Raw genomic sequence first — 20,373 nt, 5'->3', positions numbered from 1 at the left:
GGGATGTGAGGCATGAGCGACTTTCCGGCGCGGGCAGATTGTGTCGTCATCGGTGCTGGGATTGTGGGCAACTGCCTGGTCGGCCACCTCAGCGAACTTGGCTGGACCGACATCGTGCTCCTCGACAAGGGGCCGCTTCCCAATCCGGGCGGGTCCACCGGGCACGCGTCAAACTTCATCTTTCCCGTCGATCACTCCAAGGAGATCGTCGATCTCACCGTCGACAGCCAGCGCCAGTACGAAGCGCTCGGCCTGCAGAACACCTGCGGCGGTATCGAAGTGGCACGAAGCCCCGAACGCATGGAGGAATTTCGCCGCCGCATGACCTCGGCGAAGTGCTGGGGCATCGAGGCGAGGCTGCTCACGGTCGACGACGTGGTCGAGCTGGTGCCCTTCATCGACCCCGACGTCATCCTGGGCGGCTTCTACACCCCCAGCGTCTCGGCCGTGGACTCGCTGGAGACGGGCACGCAGATGCGTCGTCGCGCCACCGAAGCCGGCCACCTGCAGACGTTCGCCAATACCGAGGTGCTCGACATCGAGACCGTGGCCGGCCCGAATCGCCCACGTGTCTCGGCCGTGGTGACCGACCGGGGCCGCATCGAGTGCAACACAGTGGCGATCGCGTGCGGTGTGTGGAGCCCCAAGCTCGCCGAGATGGCCGGCGCGACGATCCCGCTCACACCCGCCGTTCATCAGATGGTTGACGTCGGCCCCTTCGACGTTCTCGTCGAGACGAACCAGGAGCTGGCCTATCCGATCGTGCGGGACATGGACACCTTCTGTTACGAGCGCCAATCGGCAGGATCGATGGAGGTGGGCAGCTACGCCCATCGGCCGATCCTGCACCGGGTCGAGGACATCCCCTCGAATGAGGAGGCAGCCCTCAGCCCGACCGAGATGCCGTTCACGCCCGATGACTTCGACGAACAGCTCGAGCAAGCCATCGAGCTGATGGAGTTCCTCGGCGACGGCGAGATCAAGTACGCCATCAACGGCCTGCTCTCGCTGACGCCTGATGCCGCCCCGGTCCTCGGCCCTGCTGTCGAAGTGGAGAACCTCTGGTCTGTTGCGGCAGTGTGGGTGAAAGAGGGCCCCGGCGTCGGCCGGCTGATGGCCGAATGGATGACTCACGGCTACCCCCGCCTCACCGATCCTCACGGCTCCGATGTCACGCGCTTCTACCCCCAGGACCGCAACGTCATCCACATCGAGACCCGTGCCGACGAGCATTTCAACAAGACCTACGGCATCGTGCATCCCCGAGAGCAGTGGGCGACGCGTCGCAACCTGACCTGCGGACCCGCCAAGGCCCGCACCGACGATCTGGGGGCCTTCTATTTCGAGGCCGGCGGCTGGGAACGACCGCACTGGTATGAATCGAATGCCGATCTCGTCGAGCACTACGGCATCGCCGGCCGCACGCACGAATGGGACGCTCGCTGGTGGAGTCCGATCACCGACGCCGAGCACCTGCACCTGCGCGAGCACTGTGGCCTAGTGGACATCTCGCCGTTCCAGGTGTTCGAGGTGTCGGGCCCCGATGTGGTGCCCTACATCGAGAAGATGGTGGTCAACAAATGCGACCTGCCGGTGGGACGCTCGATCTACACCCCGGTGCTGACCGCCGACGGCGGCTTCCGCTCGGACCTCACCATCGTGCGACTGGCCGAGGACCGATTCCGCATCGCAACGGGAGCATTCGACGGCGGCCGCGACGAGTACTGGTTCCGGCACAACCTGCCGGATGAGGGTGTGCACTTCGAGAATCGCACCGAAGCCTTGGCGACGTACGGCGTGTGGGGCCCGAATGCGATCGCGCTGCTGCAGACGCTGACCGAGACGGATCTGTCCCAAGAGGCCTTCGGTTACGGCCAAGCACGGAACGCCCTGCTGTCGGGGATCCCGACGCAGATGTTCCGCATCTCCTATGTAGGCGATGCCGGCTTCGAGATCTACTGCCCGACCAGCGCTGGCCTGGCCCTGTGGGACGCCATCGCCGAAGCCGGGCAGGACTTCAACCTGCGGCCGGTCGGCGCGGGCGTGTACGGCACCACTGGGCGGCTGGAGAAGGGCTACCGGCTGATGGGAGCTGAGCTCGAGAGCGACTACAACCCGGTCGAGGCTGGGCTGGCCCGGCCGCGTGTGAAGGCCGCCGACTTCATCGGCAAGGAGGCATACCTTGCTGCGCGGGAAGCGGAACCGGCCGCTCAGCTCACGATGCTGCGCTTCGACAGCCTGCGCTGCGGCGAGGGCTACAACCGCTTCCCCATGGGCGCGGGCAACGAACCTGTCCTGACGACGGCGGGCGAGCGGATCACCGACTCGCACGGCAGGGTCAGCCGCGTGACCACGGCCGGCAATGCCCCGTCGCTTGACGCCTATCTGGCGATGGCCTACCTGCCGCCAGAGCTGGCCGCCGTGGGCGCCGAGCTGTCGGTGATGTATCAGAACGAGCTGTACCCGGTCACCGTGGCAGCGACGGGTGCGAACCTGGCGTTGTTCGATCCTGACGACAGCCGAATGAAGGCCTGAGGGCACGCTGATGCGGATCTTGGTCTGCGTGAAACGAGTGCCCGCCGTGGGATCGCGTATCAACGTGGCCGCTGACGGCCAACAGGTCGACACTGCGCATCTGGGCTTCACCACCAGCCCGCACGAGGAATGTGCCGTCGAGGAGGCCGCTCAGATCGCTGAGCGGCTCGACGGGGACGGGCACGCTGTCGTGGTGCTCACACTCGGCCCCCCTGAGTCCGCTGAGCAGCTGCGCTATGCAGCCAGCGTCGGCGGCACGGAGCTGGCGCTCGTGGTCGCCGAGGGCGGGTTGGACTGGGATCCCCAACGCACCGCAGTCGCGATCACTGACGCTGTGCGAGAGCTCGAGGCCGTAGGCGGTGAGTTCGACCTCATCCTGTTCGGCAACGAATCGGCCGACGGCGGCAATTTCCAGGTCGGCACCCGGGTCGCCTATGCGCTCAGCCGCCCGATGGTGAACGGCATCAAGGGCATCGATGTCAGCGGAAGCAGCATCACAGCCCGCCGCGAAACCGATGCGGGCTACGAGGTCTACGAGCTGGAGACCCCGTGCGCCCTCGGCGTCAAGGAAGGCATCAACCTGCCCAGGTACCCGACGATGAAGGGGCGGCTGGCCTCACGCAAGGCACAGATCGCCGAGCTCGACTGCGCTCAGAACGCAGCGGCTGGCGGTCAGGCCCGCGAGCGCCTGCACCGGCCGCCCGAGCGGGCCAGCACCACGGTCATGCTCGGTGACAGCGCCGCAGCCGCGCCGGCTGTCGTGGACCTCCTCGACGAGCTGGGGGTGCTGTGAGCAGCGTTGCGGTCCTCATCGACCACGACCGCGGGGTCCCGTCCGTCGGAGCGTTCGAGGCGCTCACCGCTGCCCGCACGCTTGCCGCTGACCTCGGCGTGGCCGTCGATGCCGTGGTTCTGGGCGACGACGGGCTGTTCGAGACCCATGGAGCGGAAGTGCTGGCCGCCTGCGCCGAGCACGGAGCCGCCACCGTGCACCGCGGACGTCATCCGTTCCTGGCCGACTACGGCCCCGATGCGTGGGGAGCCGCGCTGGCAGGATTCCTCCAGGCTGCGGCGCCCGTCGCCATGGTGGCGGCCGGCACCGACCGGGGTGCCGAAGCGATGGCCCAACTCGCTGCCCGCGCCGACCTGCCGCTCGTGGCCAACTGCGTGAGCGTGTCAGTCGCTGCCGAGCCATGGGAGATCACCCGCATCCAGTGGGGCGGGTCGCTGCTCGAAGACGTGACGCTGGCCTCGACCCTGCCGCTGCTGACCATCGCGCAGCATTCCATTGAGGCCGAGACGATTCCCGGCGGCACCGCAGACATCAACCTCGCCGACTTCGAGCCTGACCTGGGACCGGAGGTGCAGCGCACGCTGGTCCGCGACCGCGTCACCCTGACCGAGGGCATCACCCTGTCCACCTCGCCCGTGGTGGTGTCGGGAGGCCGCGGCGTGGGCTCCGCGGAGGGCTTCGCATCGCTCGAAGAGCTGGCGGAACTGCTCGGCGGGCGTGTCGGATGCTCGCGTGCGGTCACCAACAACGGCTGGCGCAGCCATTCCGATCAAGTCGGCCAGACCGGCACCCGGATCGCGCCGGAGATCTACATCGCCTGCGGCATCTCCGGTGCCATCCAGCACTGGGTGGGTGCGATGGGCTCGAAGAACATCCTGGCCATCAACATCGATCCGGAAGCCAACATGGTCACCAAGGCGGGGTATGCGGTCATCGCCGATTTGCACGAGGTGGTGCCGGCCATCTCCGATGAGATCCGGCGCCGCCGAGATCGCCCGGCCAGCTAGCTGCACCCCGACCGGTCGGGCTAGATCGGCAACGGCGCTCGTCCGGCCAGGTGTTGGGCCAGGTTCGATGCAGCCTCGATGAGCACGAGGCCGATGTCGTGCGTGCGATTCGGATCGGGAAAGCGGTACGCCGGGCCGTGAACATGCAGGGCTGCCACGACTGTCCCGTCTTGGTTCAGAACCGGTGCGGCCGCGGAGTTGATCCCAATGGCGAACTCCTCATACACCCACACGTAGCCGGCGCTGGCGACCTGTACCAGCCGAGTCCGCAGCGCGTCGGCATCAACCATGCTGTTCGCCGTCGTCGCCTCGAGTTCCCCGCTCAGGTACTCATCGAGCGCCTGCGGACCCAGATGGGCCAGATACACCAGTCCTGAAGGAACCAGATGCATGGGGCAGTACTCGCCGGTCCACGAGCGCACCTGCACCTCGGACTCGGGTTCGACCTGGTCGAGGTAGTACACCGTCCGATCAGCACGAACACTGACCCCGGCGGTCTCGCCGACCTGGTTGACCAGGCTGTGCAGGTGCGGGCGGGCTGCTGCCAGCAGGCTCCGATCGGCTCCGGCCGCTCCGATGATGTCGATGAGACCTTGCCCGAGCCGGTAGTCGCCGCCTGCATCGTCTTGGGCAACCGCATCGACTGCTTCGAGCGAGGTCAGCAGTCGGGCCACCGTGCTCTTGGGCAGCCCGACGTGATCGGCAACGTCGGTGACACCCTGCGGTCCGACGGCCAATGCCCGCAGGACGGCGAACGCACGAGAAATTGACTGCACCGGCTCCACGGTAGCCCGCGGGCACCTTGGGCTGGTCAGTTGACGGCCGTTTTGTGCCGTATTGTGGAACTGTTCTGCTCTACGGAACGCTGCTGCGCCTTCAGCAAGCACGTGAGCTGTAGTCAGGGTGAAACTGTTCTCATCACGGTAGAGACACCGAGAGCAGCGTAGAATCTGCTGTCACGGCACCCAAGCGATTCGGGGAGGGGCGATGCCGCGGGGGACCAGTGCTCAAAGAGGCACAGGCCGACGAAACGGGGCACGATCGGGGGGACATCAGGCACCCCTGGCGCGGCTCGACACACCCTTGGTGCGAGACGGCGGCGTCTTGCGTCCCGCGAGCTGGGATGACGCGCTCGACCGTGCCGCATCAGGGCTGCGGGCGGCCACACAACAGCACGGCGCCGGCGGCGTCGGCATGTTCTCCTGTTCGAAGAGCACGAACGAGATGAACTATGCCGCCCAGAAGTTCATGCGCACGGTGCTGAAGTCGAACAACATCGACTCCTGTAATCGCACCTGACACGCTCCGTCGGTCGTCGGTCTGGCGACAGTGTTCGGGTTCGGGGGCGGAACGAGCTCCTATCAGGAGATCACCGAGACCGATGTGATCCTGCTCTGGGGATCGAACGCTCGCGAAGCGCACCCGATCTTCTTCCACCACTTGCTGCGGGGCCTCGACAACGGCGCATCCATGTACGCAGTGGACCCCCGCCGAACATCGTCGGCTGAGTTCGCCGACATGTGGCTCGGTCTCGATGTCGGCACGGACATTGCCTTGGCCAACACGGCAGCTCGCGAGATCATTGCCAAGGGCATGCACGACCGATCCTTCATCGAGCGTGCAACCACGGGTTTCGACGAATACGCGGCATCGGTGGAGCCATTCACGCTCGACGAGGGCGAGCGGCTGACCGGAGTGCCCGCCGGGGCCATCGCGGAGATGGCTCACGCCTATGCCACAGCTCCCCGCGCGCAGATCCTGTGGACGCTGGGCATCACCGAGCACCACACAGCGGTGGAGAACGTGCTCTCGCTCTGCAATCTTGCGCTGCTCACCGGGCATGTCGGCCGGCGGGGCTCGGGCCTGGTGCCGCTGCGAGGCCAGAACAACGTGCAGGGCGGCGGCGACATGGGCGCGCTGCCTGACCGGCTGCCCGGCTTCCAGCGACTCGTCGACCCGGAAGCCCGGGCGCGATTCGAGCGCGTCTGGGGCTGCGAGCTGAATCCGGTCCCCGGCAAGCATCTCACGGCGATGTTCGACGCCATGGAAGAAGGCGAGCTGCGGGCCCTGTACGTCATCGGAGAGAATCCGGCGGATTCAGAGGCAAATGTGGCGCACGCTCGCAAGCTCCTCGAAGGGCTGGACCTGCTGGTCGTGCAGGACATCTCATTGACACGCACCGCACGGATGGCCGATGTCGTGCTGCCGGCGGCTGCAGGCTGGGCTTCCAGCGAGGGCACGGTGACATCCTCAGAGCGCCGTGTGCAGCGGGTACGCGCCGCTGTGCCCCCGCAGGGAGATGCCCGCGACGACGTGCACATCATCAGCGAGCTGGCGTTGCACATGGGGGCACAGTGGACGGCCACCTCCGCTGAAGAGCTGTGGGATGAGATGCGATCGCTGTCACCGCTGCACGGCGGCATGAGCTGGGAACGGCTCGAAGCGAGCGGCGGCCTGCAATGGCCCTGCCCCCACGAAGATCACCCAGGTACCGAGTTCTTGCACGGCTGGCTCTGGGAACCCGACCTCGACGGTCACGCGCCAGCTCCGTTCTCGACCGTCATCCACCGTCCTCCGGCCGAGGCGCTGAGCGAACAATTCCCGCTTCGCCTCACCACGGGCCGGGTGCTCGATTCGTACAACACCGGCGCTCAATCCGCCGGTTACTCGTCGCCCATACGGACTGGTGACGCCATCGAGGTGAGCCCTGCTGATGCTGCACGCCTGAGGGTCGCCGAAGGCGACGCAGTGCGCGTGAGCTCGCCCCGGGGTTCGGTCGACATGGATGTGCATGTCACCGATCGCCTTCCCGAGGGCTTGGTCTTCACCACGTTCCATTTTCCCGAGCTGGTGGATACGAACCTGCTGACGAACGACGCCTGGGATGTACGCAGCGGCACGGCCGAATTCAAGGCTGCAGCGGTTCGCATCGACCCGCTGCGGCCAGCCTCGGCCGCCGCAGGCGGCGCATCGAGCACAGCAGCGGCAGGCGGCGCTGGTGGCTGACCTGCACTTCTCCGATGCGGAACCCACCGCATCGGAGCGGCGAGCGGTGTTGGCCGCGCTTGGCGTCAACGCGGCGAGTGAAGGCGCCGTCATCGTCGAACATCCGCGTGTCGTGCGGGGAGGGACGCGCCGCCGCAAGCAGATGCGACACCTGTTGCTGCCCGCATTGCACGCGCTCCAGACCGAGGCTGGGTGGATCTCGCCGGGTGGCCTCAACTTCGTCGGTCGCACGCTGGGTGTGCCACCGGCCGAGGCCTACGGCGTCGCCACGTTCTACGAGATGTTCCGCACCGAAGCGCCCGCTCATGATCTCAGCGTCCGCCACGTCTGCGTGGATCCCATCTGCGCATTGGCCGGAGCTGCGCCCCTGGCCGAGCACCTGCGCTCGCAGGGTCACGCTGTGCACGAGAGCCCGTGCCTCGGGCAGTGCGAACGGGCTCCGGCGGTCTTCATCCAGGGCCGGCGCGAATCCGACCGCGTCCCTGCCGACGACAGCGGCCCCGAATCCCTGCTGGTGAGCGTCACTGCGTCGACACCCGAGGGGCCCAGCCTGCTGCGGCAGATGATCGGTCGGGACCCCAGCCGCAACGACAACCTCTCCATGGGCGCCTACCAGGCGCGGGGTGGGGGAGCAGCACTCGACGCTGCACTGCGTCTCGGAACCGATGAGGTGATCTCCCAGGTCACCGCAGCGGGCCTGTCCGGGCGGGGCGGGGCGGCGTTTCCCACTGGCATCAAGTGGCGAGCAGTGGCTGACGGGGAGGGTCCCAAGCACGTCGTCGCCAATATCGACGAATCCGAGCCCGGAACGTTCAAGGACCGGCTGCTCTGTGAACTGGAACCCCTGGCGGTCGTCGAGTCCATCGCCGTTGCCGGCTTGACGGTGGGAGCGGAACAGGGCTGGATCTACATCCGTGGCGAGTACCCGCTGGCCACGCAACGCCTCAGACATGCCATCACGCAGGCACGCGATGCGGGTTGGCTGGGCGACGATGCGGCCGGGTCGGGGCGAGCCTTCGACATCGAGCTGCGCCGAGGTGCCGGCGCCTATATCTGCGGCGAGGAGACCGCGCTGTTCAACTCGCTTGAGGGATTCCGGGGCGAGCCCCGCAACAAGCCGCCATTCCCCACCACCCACGGACTGTTCGGCCGACCGACGGTGGTGAACAACCCTGAGACGCTGCTCAATGTGAACGAGATCCTGCGGATCGGTCCCGATGCATACCGAGGCGTGGGAACTGAGGGCTCACCGGGCACCAAGCTGTTCTGCCTCTCGGGCCATGTCGGACGACCAGGGCTGTACGAGGCGCCTTTCGGGATGCCGCTGGGCGAGCTGCTGTCGCTGGCCGGCGATGTGCAGGGCAATCTGCGGGCGGTCCTGCTGGGCGGGGCCGCGGGCAGTTTCGTCGGACCCGATGCGCTCGACCTGCCGCTGTCGCTGGAAGACACCCGCAATGCCGGCACGACGCTGGGCTCCGGACCCGTCATGGTCTTCAATGACTCAGCCGACATGAGCTCGGTCATCGAGCGGCTGGCCGAGTTCTTCCGTGACGAGTCCTGCGGCCAATGCGTGCCGTGCCGCATCGGCACCGTTCGCCAGCATGAGATCGTCACGCACATCCGCCGGGCCGGCGCACCCACCGATCGGCAACGGCACCTGCTCGACGACATTGCCGGTGCGATGGGTGACGCATCCATCTGCGGCCTCGGCCATACTGCGGCTTCTGCCGTGCTGTCAGGAATGCGGTTGGGTCTGCTGGAGGCTGAACGATCATGAGTTCCGGCAATGGCAGCGCCAGCTCGCAGGTCACAGTGAGCATCGACGGGCGCGAGGTGTCGGTGCCACAGGGCCAGACGATCCTGGCTGCGTGCACGGCCGCAGGCGTGAATACCCCCACGATCTGCTGGGCGCCCAACCTCACGCCGGTGAACGTCTGCCGGGTCTGCGTCGTGGAACTCGAGGGCTCCCGCACACTCGTACCCGCGTGCTCTCGGCCCGCGGAGGACGGCATGCAGATCAGCACGGACTCCGAGCGCGTGCGTCACAGCAGACGCATGGTGCTGGAGTTCCTGGGCTCGGCCAACGACGTGTCCCAGGCCGCAGAGATCACTGTATGGTCCCAGCACTACGGCGCTGATGCGGAGCGTTACTCCTCGGCACTGAGCACGGAGGCCGATGCCGGGGTCGCCCATGTGGACGATCCCGTGCGGATCCAGGACGACCTTTACATCCGGGCGTACGACCGCTGCGTGCTGTGCTACAAGTGCGTCGAGGCGTGCGGCGACGACGCTCAGCACACCTTTGCCATCGCGGTGGCGGGGCGGGGCTTCGATGCCCGCATCCGCACCGAGTACGACGTCGAGCTTCCGGAGAGCGCCTGTGTCTATTGCGGCAACTGCGTCGCTGTGTGCCCCACCGGTGCCTTGCAGTTCCGCACCGAATTCGATCTGCGCGCCGTGGGAGAGTGGCGGCCCGATGACCAGACCGTCAGCCGCACGGTGTGTTCGTACTGCGGCGTCGGCTGCAACCTCGAACTGCATGTTCAGGACGAGCAGATCGTGAAGGTGACCTCTCCTGCCGATCATTCGGTCACCAGCGGGCACCTGTGCATCAAGGGAAGATTCGGCTGGCAGTACGTGCATGCACCGGCCTTCGAACCGGCCACGACTGACGCACTCACACCAGACAGCCCCACACCAGACAACCCGACACCAGACAGCATGGGGTCCTAGACACCGGTGTCGGCGGACGAGCCGGACACTGCACGAGCCACTCGCCGGGACCGTGCGCTCCGGCGTGCGCGCGAGATGGCTGCCGAACGCCTGCCGCGCATCTCGCGGGCCAGGACTCCCGAACCCGTGGTGGGCGGACCGGCGCTCGCCTCACCGGCAGCTCGCAGTACGGCGCTCTTCGTCGGCATAGCGCTGCTGATGGCCGGCAATGGCCTGCAGAACACGCTGCTGGGCGTCCGCGCCGAATCCGAGGGCTTCGGTTCCACGGTCGCGGGTCTGGTGATGGCAATGAACTTCGTGGGCTTCCTGGCGGGTGCTGCCGTCGCGCCGCATTTTCTGCGCCAAGTCGGCCATGTCCGAGTCTTTGCTGCCTTGGCGTCAACGGGCAGCAGCGTCGTGCTGGTGCAGGCGGTGTTCGTCAATCCGGTGGTCTGGGGTGTCGGCCGCTTCGGATGGGGCGTTTGCTTTGCCGCATTGATCGTGGTTGCCGAGACCTGGTTGAACGAATTGGCAACCAACGAGAACCGGGGTCAGATGCTGGCCCGCTACATGGTCATCACCATGGGCGCCATCGCAGCCGGGCAGCTGCTGGTGGCCACCGCAGACACTGACGGCTTCGCCTTGTTCGCCGTGGTGTCGGTGATGGTCTCCCTGGCGCTGGTGCCCATGTCCCTGTCGGCATCCGTGAGCCCGCCGGTGGTGGTCCCTGAGCGAGTCGGGCTTCGAACACTGATGCACACGGCACCGACCGGTGTGGTGGTGGCATTCCTGGTCGGCGCCGCGTTGGGGTCCATCTCGGCCATCGGTCCGGTCTACGCGGCCTCGCGAGGGCTGACCCCGTTGCAGGTGGCGCTCTTTGTTGCGGCGCCGATGGTCGGCAGCCTCTTCGGTCAGATCCCGCTTGGACGGCTGTCTGATCGTGTGCCCCGGCGCATTGTCATCGTGGCAGCCGCGGTCATTGCCGGCAGTGCCTGCGTTGTGATGATGCTGCTCGACGAGGCGACGCTGATCGGCGTCGCGGTGATGGCCGTCATGGGTGCTTTTGCCTATCCGATCTATTCCATGGCAGTGGCGCAAGCGAACGACTGGCTGCGGGATTCCCAGCGAGCGGGCGCCAGTGCTGTGATGGTGCGGATGAACGGTGTCGGTGCGACGATCGGACCAATCTGTGCGGCGATCGGCATGTCAGTGACGCTCAATGCGTTCTACGTCGTGATGGCGGCAGCCCACATCTCCATTGCCACCTTCGTCGCCGGCCGCATGCTGCTGGTTGCCGGTCCGACCGTGGCGCAGCAGGGGACGTTCCTGCCCATTCCTGCCCGAGCCTCAGCAGCCGTGGCAACGCTGCTGCGCCGGCGCCGGTAGGTCGGCAGCGAGCGCAGCATGGGAGCGCTGTTCGGCCTGCTCACGTCGGTGAGCATCGGCACCAGCGACCTGTTCGGGCGCCGGGTGGTGACTCGCTGCCATGTGCTCTCAGCGATGATCGTGTTCCAGGGCGCAGCGGCGCTGGTCTCGCTGTCGGTGCTGCTGTTCATTCCGGGCTCCTTCGCCGGCGACGACTTCGGGCGAGGCCTCGTGTCAGGATTGGGGCTCGGCGCAGGCTTGGCGCTGTATTACACGTCGCTCGACCGGGCCGGCTCGGCCATCGCCGCACCGATCGTGGCGACGCTGTCAGCGGTCATTCCGTTCGCCTACACCGCACTGCGGGGTCACGACCCGCCGCTCGTCGGCATCCTCGGGGCAGCCGTGGCTTTCGGCGGACTGGGCTTGGTGACGGCCGGCGGAACCCGCGGCAGGCATGTCGCAGCGGGAACTGTCTGGGCGACTCTGTCGGGCCTGGGCTACGGCGTGGGTCTCAGCGTCTTGGTCGACTTGTCCGAGAGCTCGGGGGCCTGGCCGGGGTTCGGCCAGCGGCTGACGTCGGTGACACTCATGGCCGTCGTGGTCGCGATCCGAGGTCTGCCGGCGCTGCCACCACCTGAGGTGATGGGCTTTGCGTTGCTGACCGGCGTCGCGAGTGCGGGAGCCACCATCTTCTACATCATCGGCATCTGGTTCGACCCGCCAGCCACCGTGGTGGGCGCGTCGATGTTCCCGGTGATGAGCGTGATCGTCGGCAGGTTCGCCTACCAGGATGCTCTCAACGCGCGTCAAGGAGTCGGCATCGTCGCGGCCGTGGCCGGCGTCACCGCCGTCGTCGCCACCTGACCCAGCACGCGCTGGCGCCAGCGTCAGACGATGGCGTCGGGTTCCTCGGCCTTGCGGCGGGCGATGTAGTCGCGCAGTTCGGCATCGACGGCCTCATCGATCGGCGGCGGCTCGTAGTCAGCGAGCATCTGCTTCATCAACCCGTTGGCCCGCTGCGCGGCGTCCTGCGACCCTTCATCGGCCCACTGCTCGAAGCTGTTGTTGTCCGCGATGGATGATTGGTAGAAGGCCGTCTCGAAATTCGCCAGCGTGTGCGGGTGACCCAGGAAGTGGTCACCGTGCGGGTTGGTCGTGAATGCCTCGACCGCCTGACCGTTGGGGGTCATGTCGATGCCCTTTGCGTACACCTCCATCATGCCGAGCTGGTCGGCGTCCATCAGCAGCTTCTCGTAGCTCAGCGTCAGCCCGCCTTCGAGCCAGCCGGCGGCGTGCAGCACGAAGTTCACACCTGCGGCCATCGTGGGCAGCAGCGTCGAGGCGGACTCGTAGGCCGCCTGTGCATCCGGCGCCTTGGATGACGTGAATTGTCCGCCGGAACGGAACGGCACCCCGACCCGCCGTGCAAGCTCGGCCATCACGTAGATCGCCAGGCCTGCCTCGGGTGTGCCGAAGGTGGGTGCGCCGGTGGCCATCGACATCGACGATGCAAACGTGCCGAAGATCACGGGTGCGGCGGGCCGCACGAGCTGGCAGAACGCCATGCCCGACAGCGCCTCGGCCAGTGCCTGGGCTGCCAGTGCCGCCACGGTGACCGGCGACATCGCCCCGGCCAGGATGAACGGCGAGATCACGCACGCCTGGTTGTTCTGTGCGTACACCTCAGCGGCACCCAGCATGGTGGCGTCCCAGCGCAGCGGGGACGACGCATTGATGAGACTGGTCAGCACGGTGCGGTCGCCCAGATCACCGCCGAACGCGATGCGGCACAGCTCCACCGAGTCGGTCGCTCGCTTGGCGGCGGTGACCGAGCCCATCAGCGGTTTGTCGCTGTAGCGCAGGTGTGCGTAGACCATGTCCAGGTGCCGTTTGTTCACCGGCACGTCCACCGGTTCGCAGACCGTGCCGCCGCTGTGATGCAGGTGCGGGAGCATCCAGACCAGCTTGACGACTCGCTCGAAGTCCGCCAGCGTGGCATATCGACGCCCTCCGTCAAGGTCAGTCACGAACGGCGAGCCGTAGTTGGGAGCGAACACTGTGGCATCGCCGCCGATCGGCACCGAGCGCGCTGGGTTGCGGGCGTGTTGGGTGTACACAGCTGGTGCATTGGCCTGCACGATCTCGCGGCACATGCCGCGGGGGAAACGCACGATCTCGCCGTCTACATCGGCGCCCGCGTCGCGCCACAATTCGAGTGCGCGGGGGAAGTCCTGAAAGGCAACGCCCACCTCGGACAGGATCAGCTCGGCGTTCTCCTCAATCTGGGCAAGGCCGTCGTCGTCAAGCACGCTCACCGGGGGGAGCGTCCGGTGCACGTGGGTGTTGAAGGCCACCTCGGCCGCCGTCCGTTGGGCCTGGCGTGCCGCGCGGCCGCCCCCTCGTCGTCGTCGCTCGCTCATGGTTCCTCGCTCGCTGGGGGTGTTGCCCGGCGTCTGCCGCGTTGTTGCTGACGTGAAGTCGTAGCCGATGCGCGGGGGGGAAGACTCACCACGGTCGCGAGCTGCGGGGTGGGCGCGGCGGCGTGGGGGAGTGCCATCGCTGCAACGAAGAGTTCCTGAAATCGGGGTTCGGTAGCGGTCTCGATCTTGCGAATGCCGCTCACCACGCGTTCCATCTCGGTCCGCTGAGTGCCCGACAGCAGCGCGCGAACAGCGCCTGTCCCTGCAGCGTTGCCGACCGATCGCACAGCAGCCGGGTCGCAATCGCCAATGAGGCCGAGCACCATTGCCCGCACCGGGTCGATGTGCGCCCCGAAGGCTCCGGCGAGCTGCACACGATCGGGAGCATGGATGCCGGCGTGCTCGCACAGCAGGTCGATGCCTGCGCGCAGTGCCGCCTTTGCCAGCTGGATGGCCCGAACGTCGTTCTGAGTGATGCAGATCGTCGGTCCGCCGGTGCCTGCTGGCGGTTCGTACAGCACGAACGACGACGTTCGGCCGTCGGAGATGACCCGGGCAGCCCGCGGGCCCTCGCTTGGCGGTGCTGCGATGACTCCATCGGACGACAGAACCCCGGCCAGGTACATCTCGGCGATGACCTCGATGATCCCCGAGCCGCAGATGCCTGTGACGCCGGCGGCCGCGCTGCGAGATCCGGCGGCAACCCGCCGCTCGATCTCTTCCGTGAAGCCAGGCTCATCGGACCACAGGTCGCTGCCTATGACGCGCACCTTGGGAGCCCAGGTCACCGGATCGATGCGTACCCGTTCGATCGCTCCCGGCGTTGCACGCTGACCGCAGCTGATCTGCGCGCCTTCGAAGGCGGGCCCGGTCGGGCTGGACGCGGCCCACAGGCCACCCGAGCTCCCCAGCACGATCTCGGCATTGGTGCCCACGTCCACCAGCAGGGTGACGCGGTCATCGCGATGCGGCCCTCCAGCGAGCACTGCCGCTGCGGTGTCGGCGCCGACATGACCGGCGATCGCAGGCGCGACGTAGACCCGAGCCGCTGGGCACGGCAGGTCCATCGCGGGTCCGTCAAGCTCGACGGCTGCATCGGTGGCCAGTGTGAAGGGCGCCTGCCCGAGCGGGGTGGGGTCGATGCCGAGGGCGATGTGCATCATGATCGGGTTGCCGACGAGCACCACCTCGAGCACGGTGTCCGGCTCAGCGCCGGCATCGCTGCACAACTCGGTGATCAGCGTGGCCAGCGACTCGCGGACGAGGGCTGTGAGCTCGCGCGCTCCGCCGGGATTCATCATCACGTACGAGACCCGGCTCATCAGGTCCTCGCCCAGTCGTATCTGGGGATTCATCCTGCCGGCCGAGGCCAACACCTCCCCGCTGTGGAGGTCGGTGAGGTGGCCCGCAATCGTGGTGGATCCGATGTCGATCGCCACTCCGAGTGCCGCAGTCACTACTCCAGGCCATACCGTCGCGACCGTCCCCGTGCGCTTGGCGAGCTCTGGACCGCTCCAACGGACCGCAACGGTGACCAACCGACCGCCGGCGTCATCGACCGGGCCGGCGGCTACCGACGCATGGAGCCCCGCGAGCGCCCCTGGCACCACGCCGGCAAGGCGAACGTCCCACTCGTCGGCCACGCAGTCGATCACAACCTGGGCCAGTCCGCGCCGTTCGTCCAGTGTCGCCGGCGGCACGGTGACCACGTGCAGTGTGGACAGCGGGTCCAGCGCGATGTCGCCGACGTCGACGTGCTTGCGCACCACAGGGCCGTGCAGCTGACTGTCGGGGGGCACGTCGACAACGACGTCGGCACAGACGCGTGCCTGGCAGCCCAGCCGTGCTTCCGCACCCAGCGGGCGGCGGCCGTCGTATGCGGCCTCGGTGGCGCCCCTCAAGCTGAGCGCCTCAGGGCCGGCCGTGATGGCCCATTTGGGAAACGAGCCCACCGAAGGGCGGACCTGGCAGCGGCCGCAGATGCCGCGCCCGCCGCACACGCTGTCCAGGTCGACGCCGAGCTCGCGAGCCGCGTCGAGCACGGTGGTGCCTGCGCGCACGGTGCCAGCACGCCCCGCCGGCGTGAATACCACCTTGACCGTCGCCGCGACGTCGGCGGGCGGGAGCGAGCCCTGGGACATCGGGGCTCCGTCAGCTGGTGCGAGCGCGACGCCCGCCCCGTCGCCGAGGACGTTCGCCCGTCCCGGCACCGGCAGCACCGTTCGCCCCGAGCGCGCTGCGGTCGCGGTGCTCGGAGATCCACGCCGCACAGTTCTCGTCGTTGCCGGCGAGGACATCGCCAGCCATGACTGCTGCCTTCACATCGGCGTGGAGCGGGTTCATGATGGCTGAAGTCAGGCCGGCACCGATCGCCATGGCAAGGAACGTGCCGGTGATGACGTTGCGATTGGGTAGACCGAAGCTCACGTTCGAGGCACCGCAGGTGGTGTTCACGCCGAGCTCGTCGCGCAGGCGGCGCACGAGCTGGAACACCTGCCTCCCTGCGGTCGCCATGGCGCCGATGGGCATCACCAGCGGGTCCACGACGACATCGTGACGCGGAATGCCGTAGTCGGCCGCAGTATTCACGATGCGCCGAGCCACCTCGAAACGGACATCGGGATCCTCGCTGATGCCCGTCTCGTCATTGGAGATGGCCACCACTGCGGCCCCGGCACGTGCCACCAGCGGCAGCACGCGTTCCATGACCTCGGGCTCGCCGGTGACGGAGTTGATGAGGGGTTTGCCGACATAGGCATCGACACCGGCTTCGAGCGCCTCGATCACCGAGGAGTCGATGCTGAGCGGCACATCGGTGACCGATTGAACAAGCTTGACTGCCGTGGCGAGCAAGGCCGGCTCGTCGGCAAGCGGCACGCCCGCATTGACGTCGAGCATGTGGGCGCCGGCCGCAACCTGGGCCAGCGCATCTGCCTCGACCCGACTGAAGTCGCCGGAGCGCATCTCCTCTGCGAGCATCTTGCGACCGGTGGGGTTGATGCGTTCGCCGATCATCACGAACGGGCGATCGAAGCCGATGACGGCCTCCCGCGTTGCGGAGCTGATGACGGTGTCGGTCACACCGGCACCTGGTGCCCGTCGTTGCGACGTGGCGCGGCGAGCTGGGTTGGCACAGTGCGGCGCCTTGGCGCAGCGACCTGTGTCAGCGCAGTCTCCAAGTCGCCATAGCCGGTTTCCACAATTTCCAGCGGCAAACCGAGGCGATCTGCTCCAGCACGGGCGCATGCCTCGACGCGAGCGCGCTGCGAACTGTCTGGGGTCTGGGTCAGCAGCACGACCCGCCGATAGTTGCCGAAGTAGAGCTCCGCGAGTTCAGGATGGTCGGCGATGCCGAGGCCCTTCCACACCAACAGATCGAAGTGGCGGGCGAGATAGTCGGTCAGGTAGAAGGTCGCCGGTTCGGCTTCGGACATCTCCGCGAATCGCGGTGCGGTGGCAAAGAACTCATAGCAGTGAGCCCCGGGCACGCGCATCACCTCGGGAGCGCCCTCGCCTGCATTGGCTGCAAACTCCTCGCAGAGCTCATCGAGCGCACCGGCTGTTCCGCAGTCGGCGTAGCCGAGCAGGACTCGCTCATATGCACGGCCCTCGGCCTGCAGCCGTGCGATGCGCTCCCGAACGGCGCCGGCGATGAGAGAAGGCCGGTTGTGCAGCTTGGCGGGCAGGCACTCGACGTCGACGTGGCCGAGATATCCGGTACCCACGATCGCCTGCAACTCGTTGACCAATGCTCCGCACGCCAGCACGAGCAGGCGTCCGGGTGTCTGCGGTGTTCTCGCCGAGCTCATGCGGCAGCGCGCCGGGCTCTGATGAGATCCGTCGCTGTTTCGGCCGCCACGGCAGCATCGCGGCAGTAGGCATCGGCACCGACGGCCTCGCCGAACTCCTGGTTCAGCGGCGCGCCACCGACGATCACCAGGTAGTCGTCGCGTAGGCCCTGCTCGATCAGCGTGTCGACCACCACCTTCATGTAGGGCATGGTCGTGGTCAGCAACGCCGACATGCCCAAGATGTCAGGCCGATGTTCATCGAGCGCCGCAAGGAACTCATCGACGTCGGTGTTGATTCCCAGGTCCACGACTTCGAAACCCGCACCTTCGAGCATCATCCCCACCAAGTTCTTGCCAATGTCATGGATGTCGCCCTTGACCGTGCCGATGACGATCTTGCCGATCGGCTCGGCACCCGTCTCAGCGAGCAGGGGCCGGAGTATCTCCATGCCGGCCTTCATGGCATTGGCGGCGAGCAGCACCTCGGGAACGAACAGGATCCCGTCCCGAAAATCGATGCCGACGATGCGCATGGCCTCGACCAGCGCCTCGTTGAGCACCTTGTCTGCTGGCCAACCGCGCCCGAGCAACAGTTCGGTGCCCTCGACGATCTCCGGGCCGAGACCGTCATAGAGATCGTCGTGCATCTGTGCAATGAGATCGTCATCGTCGAGGGTTGAGAGGTCGATGTCCTCTTCAGCATCGGCGCTGTCGACGGTTGCCGCATCGGCCATGCCCTGCCCCCTCGCCATTGCCATGACATCTGAGCCGATGTACCCGGCTGCTGTTCCGCATAGTGGAACTGTGCCGCAGAACGGTACAGCAGTACGGTACCACGAACCCTGTCGGGACGCTGACATTCGAGAGCACGGACTCGGGGCGGAATCGGTGCTCTCACCGGCAGGTTTCAGCGTCGGTTCGCGTCGATCTCCCCGGCTGCCACCGCTGCCGCTTCAGCCACCGCGAGCAGGCGTGTCTCGCGTGCAGCGCGCTCGGTCAGCTCCACGTTGCCCTCTGCCAAGCTGCGCGCTCCGATCGTGACGCGATAGGGGATGCCGACGAGCTCCGCATCCGCCAGCTTCACCCCCGGCCGCAGCGGGCGATCGTCATAGAGGCACTCGACGCCCAGTGCTGCCAGCTCCCGCTGAAGCTCCTCACCCACTGCCGATTGGGCTTCGTCTGCCGGGTCAAGCACGGTGATCACCGCCTCGAACGGAGCAATCGAAACCGGCCAGCACAAGCCCCATTCGTCGTGATGGGTTTCGGCCACCGCGGCCATCGCGCGTCCGATGCCGATGCCATAGCTGCCCATGATCGGGGTCACCGCAGCACCGTTCGCATCCAGCACCGACACGCCCATCGCTTCGGAGTACCGGCGGCCGAGCTTGAAAATGTGCCCTGCCTCGATGCAGCGCACGATCTCCAGCGGCTTGCCGCAGACGATGCAGGCTTCGCCTGCGGCAACTTCGCGCAGATCAGCCCAGATCGGATCTCTGATGTCGCGCTCGACGTCCACGTCACGCAGGTGCCAGTCGTCCTCGTTGGCGCCGGTTGTCATGGACCGGCGGCCCCGCAATGCCTCATCGGCGTAGATCGGCAGTTCGTCGATGCCCACTGCGCCGAGGCTTCCGGGATTGGCGCCGAGTTGCGCCAGGGTCTCGGCCGCGGTGGCAGGCCGCACCTCGGTGGTGCCGCTGCAATCGGCCAGCTTCTGCAGATTGAGCTGGTGATCGCCTCGCAGGATCACCAGCGTGAGCTGCTCGTCGAGGACCATGACCATCGTCTTGATCTGTCGCTCCGCCGGCGCACCGCCCTCGAAGGAAGCCAGGGCATCGATGGTGCGGATTCCCGGCGTCGCGAAACGTTCAGGTGCACTGCCGGAGGGTGGGTCCGCGATCGGCGGCACCGCAGCGCGAGCCCGCTCGGTGTTCGCCCGGTAGCCGCAGCCTCGGCAGCGAGCCACGTCGTCCTCGCCTGCCGGCGATGCCACCATGAACTCGACGCTGGCATCGCCGCCCATGGCTCCCGAGGAGGCTTGTACGGCCATGACCTCGAGGTCGAGTCGTCCGAAGATGCGCTGGTAGGCCTCCCGGTGCGCCTCAAACGACGCATCGAGGCCCGCTTCGTCCAAGTCGAAGCTGTACGAATCCTTCATCATGAACTCGCGCACGCGCAGCAGGCCACTGCGCGGGCGAGGCTCGTCGCGGAACTTCGTCTGGATCTGGTACCAGGTCTGGGGCAGCTCTCGATATGAGCTCATCTCCGCAGCCAACGCCGCGAAGACTTCCTCGTGCGTCATGCCCAGCACGACGTCGGCATCGTTGCGGTCGCGCAGTCGGAACATCTCCGAGCCCATGAGGCTCCACCGACCGCTGCGCTGCCACAAATCCGCCGGATGCATCGCAGGCAGCAGGAACTCCTGCGCACCAATGGCATCCATTTCCGCACGGACGACGTCGGCCACCTTGTTATGCACGCGCAGGCCGAGCGGCAACAGGCTGTAGTGCCCCGAATGCAACTGCCGGATGAAGCCGGCGCGCACGAGCAGCTGGTGGCTGGCCGCTTCGGCATCTGCGGGAGCGTCACGCAGCGTGGGCATGAACGAATCGGACCATCGCATCCGACGCAGGGTAAGCGGGCAACCTGTCACATGGCGCGATCCGACTCGATCGGCCGGATTGTGGCGATGCGATGCGGGTCCGGTACCCTCCATCTGCGTAGCCGGCGACTGCACACCGGCGACC

15 protein-coding genes are annotated in these 20,373 nt (G+C 67.0%); 8 read left to right on the top strand and 7 right to left on the bottom strand.

Translation table 11 applies throughout. From position 1 onward, the window contains the following. Window positions 1-12 precede the first annotated feature (12 nt). From ACOGXE_RS16175 to ACOGXE_RS16165, 3 genes are read left to right on the top strand one after another with little or no spacing between them, the layout of a single operon-like run. Window positions 13-2,535, top strand: a complete 2,523-nt coding sequence (locus tag ACOGXE_RS16175) for an FAD-dependent oxidoreductase (protein ID WP_419931913.1) — start codon at window positions 13-15, stop codon at window positions 2,533-2,535. A 10-nt stretch (window positions 2,536-2,545) separates the two neighbouring features. After that, window positions 2,546-3,328 (top strand): electron transfer flavoprotein subunit beta/FixA family protein, encoded by a 783-nt coding sequence (locus ACOGXE_RS16170; RefSeq protein ID WP_419931912.1) that lies wholly within the window; start codon window positions 2,546-2,548, stop codon window positions 3,326-3,328. Further along, complete coding sequence (locus ACOGXE_RS16165; RefSeq protein ID WP_419931911.1) at window positions 3,325-4,335, top strand: electron transfer flavoprotein subunit alpha/FixB family protein; 1,011 nt, start codon at window positions 3,325-3,327, stop codon at window positions 4,333-4,335. The genes ACOGXE_RS16170 and ACOGXE_RS16165 overlap by 4 nt, the downstream gene beginning before the upstream one ends. Window positions 4,336-4,355: 20 nt before the next feature. Here the strand turns inward: ACOGXE_RS16165 and ACOGXE_RS16160 are convergent, their stop codons facing one another. Next, entirely contained in the window at window positions 4,356-5,111 is a 756-nt protein-coding gene (locus ACOGXE_RS16160) for an IclR family transcriptional regulator (protein ID WP_419931910.1), read from the bottom strand. A gap of 211 nt (window positions 5,112-5,322) precedes the next feature. On the opposite strand from ACOGXE_RS16160, the gene ACOGXE_RS16155 reads away from it, so the two are divergent. From ACOGXE_RS16155 to ACOGXE_RS16135, 5 genes are all read left to right on the top strand, one after another. Continuing rightward, the gene (locus ACOGXE_RS16155; protein ID WP_419931909.1) at window positions 5,323-7,341 is read left to right on the top strand and encodes a molybdopterin oxidoreductase family protein; all 2,019 of its coding nucleotides are present in this window, start codon (window positions 5,323-5,325) and stop codon (window positions 7,339-7,341) included. Then, window positions 7,334-9,118, top strand: a complete 1,785-nt coding sequence (locus ACOGXE_RS16150) for an NADH-ubiquinone oxidoreductase-F iron-sulfur binding region domain-containing protein (RefSeq protein WP_419931908.1) — start codon at window positions 7,334-7,336, stop codon at window positions 9,116-9,118. Before ACOGXE_RS16155 ends, ACOGXE_RS16150 begins: the two co-directional genes overlap by 8 nt. Continuing rightward, window positions 9,115-10,074: a 2Fe-2S iron-sulfur cluster-binding protein gene (locus ACOGXE_RS16145; RefSeq protein ID WP_419931907.1), complete on the top strand. Its 960-nt coding sequence runs from the start codon at window positions 9,115-9,117 to the stop codon at window positions 10,072-10,074. The genes ACOGXE_RS16150 and ACOGXE_RS16145 overlap by 4 nt, the downstream gene beginning before the upstream one ends. A 75-nt stretch (window positions 10,075-10,149) precedes the next feature. Further along, window positions 10,150-11,439, top strand: a complete 1,290-nt coding sequence (locus ACOGXE_RS16140; protein WP_419931906.1) for an MFS transporter — start codon at window positions 10,150-10,152, stop codon at window positions 11,437-11,439. 18 nt (window positions 11,440-11,457) lie between these two features. Next, complete coding sequence (locus ACOGXE_RS16135; protein ID WP_419931905.1) at window positions 11,458-12,282, top strand: EamA family transporter; 825 nt, start codon at window positions 11,458-11,460, stop codon at window positions 12,280-12,282. Window positions 12,283-12,305: 23 nt separating this feature from the next. On the opposite strand, the gene ACOGXE_RS16130 is transcribed toward ACOGXE_RS16135, so the two are convergent. The 6 genes from ACOGXE_RS16130 to ACOGXE_RS16105 all read right to left on the bottom strand — a co-directional run bounded on the left by ACOGXE_RS16130 (window position 12,306) and on the right by ACOGXE_RS16105 (window position 20,249). Continuing rightward, a complete protein-coding gene (locus ACOGXE_RS16130) occupies window positions 12,306-13,838 on the bottom strand; it encodes a trimethylamine methyltransferase family protein (protein WP_419931904.1) in 1,533 nt (510 codons plus the stop codon). After that, window positions 13,835-15,979 carry an ASKHA domain-containing protein gene (locus ACOGXE_RS16125; RefSeq protein ID WP_419931903.1) on the bottom strand — a complete coding sequence of 715 codons (2,145 nt, stop codon included), beginning with the start codon at window positions 15,977-15,979 and terminating at the stop codon, window positions 13,835-13,837. Before ACOGXE_RS16125 ends, ACOGXE_RS16130 begins: the two co-directional genes overlap by 4 nt. Before the next feature lie 10 nt (window positions 15,980-15,989). Continuing rightward, entirely contained in the window at window positions 15,990-16,919 is a 930-nt protein-coding gene (locus ACOGXE_RS16120; RefSeq protein ID WP_419931902.1) for a dihydropteroate synthase, read from the bottom strand. After that, window positions 16,916-17,647, bottom strand: a complete 732-nt coding sequence (locus ACOGXE_RS16115) for a DUF1638 domain-containing protein (RefSeq protein ID WP_419931901.1) — start codon at window positions 17,645-17,647, stop codon at window positions 16,916-16,918. Before ACOGXE_RS16115 ends, ACOGXE_RS16120 begins: the two co-directional genes overlap by 4 nt. Continuing rightward, window positions 17,644-18,363, bottom strand: a complete 720-nt coding sequence (locus ACOGXE_RS16110) for a corrinoid protein (RefSeq protein WP_419931900.1) — start codon at window positions 18,361-18,363, stop codon at window positions 17,644-17,646. Before ACOGXE_RS16110 ends, ACOGXE_RS16115 begins: the two co-directional genes overlap by 4 nt. A 173-nt stretch (window positions 18,364-18,536) precedes the next feature. Further along, complete coding sequence (locus tag ACOGXE_RS16105) at window positions 18,537-20,249, bottom strand: proline--tRNA ligase (protein WP_419931899.1); 1,713 nt, start codon at window positions 20,247-20,249, stop codon at window positions 18,537-18,539. Window positions 20,250-20,373 lie beyond the last annotated feature (124 nt).

The organism is Candidatus Poriferisodalis sp., assembly GCF_965208555.1.
GTDB lineage: Bacteria > Actinomycetota > Acidimicrobiia > Acidimicrobiales > Poriferisodalaceae > Poriferisodalis.
The sequence above is the reverse complement of the archived record's forward strand: the minus strand, read 5'-3'. Positions and strand labels throughout refer to the sequence as shown.

Excerpts from the sequence above, each read along its gene's own strand:
- ACOGXE_RS16170 (WP_419931912.1), top strand. The coding sequence starts at position 2,546 with ATGCGGATCTTGGTCTGCGTGAAACGAGTGCCCGCCGTGGGATCGCGT.
- ACOGXE_RS16110 (WP_419931900.1), bottom strand. The coding sequence starts at position 18,363 with ATGGCCGATGCGGCAACCGTCGACAGCGCCGATGCTGAAGAGGACATC.
- ACOGXE_RS16135 (WP_419931905.1), top strand. The coding sequence starts at position 11,458 with ATGGGAGCGCTGTTCGGCCTGCTCACGTCGGTGAGCATCGGCACCAGC.
- ACOGXE_RS16140 (WP_419931906.1), top strand. The coding sequence starts at position 10,150 with ATGGCTGCCGAACGCCTGCCGCGCATCTCGCGGGCCAGGACTCCCGAA.
- ACOGXE_RS16175 (WP_419931913.1), top strand. The coding sequence starts at position 13 with ATGAGCGACTTTCCGGCGCGGGCAGATTGTGTCGTCATCGGTGCTGGG.
- ACOGXE_RS16145 (WP_419931907.1), top strand. The coding sequence starts at position 9,115 with ATGAGTTCCGGCAATGGCAGCGCCAGCTCGCAGGTCACAGTGAGCATC.
- ACOGXE_RS16125 (WP_419931903.1), bottom strand. The coding sequence starts at position 15,979 with ATGTCCCAGGGCTCGCTCCCGCCCGCCGACGTCGCGGCGACGGTCAAG.
- ACOGXE_RS16115 (WP_419931901.1), bottom strand. The coding sequence starts at position 17,647 with ATGAGCTCGGCGAGAACACCGCAGACACCCGGACGCCTGCTCGTGCTG.
- ACOGXE_RS16130 (WP_419931904.1), bottom strand. The coding sequence starts at position 13,838 with ATGAGCGAGCGACGACGACGAGGGGGCGGCCGCGCGGCACGCCAGGCC.
- ACOGXE_RS16105 (WP_419931899.1), bottom strand. The coding sequence starts at position 20,249 with ATGCGATGGTCCGATTCGTTCATGCCCACGCTGCGTGACGCTCCCGCA.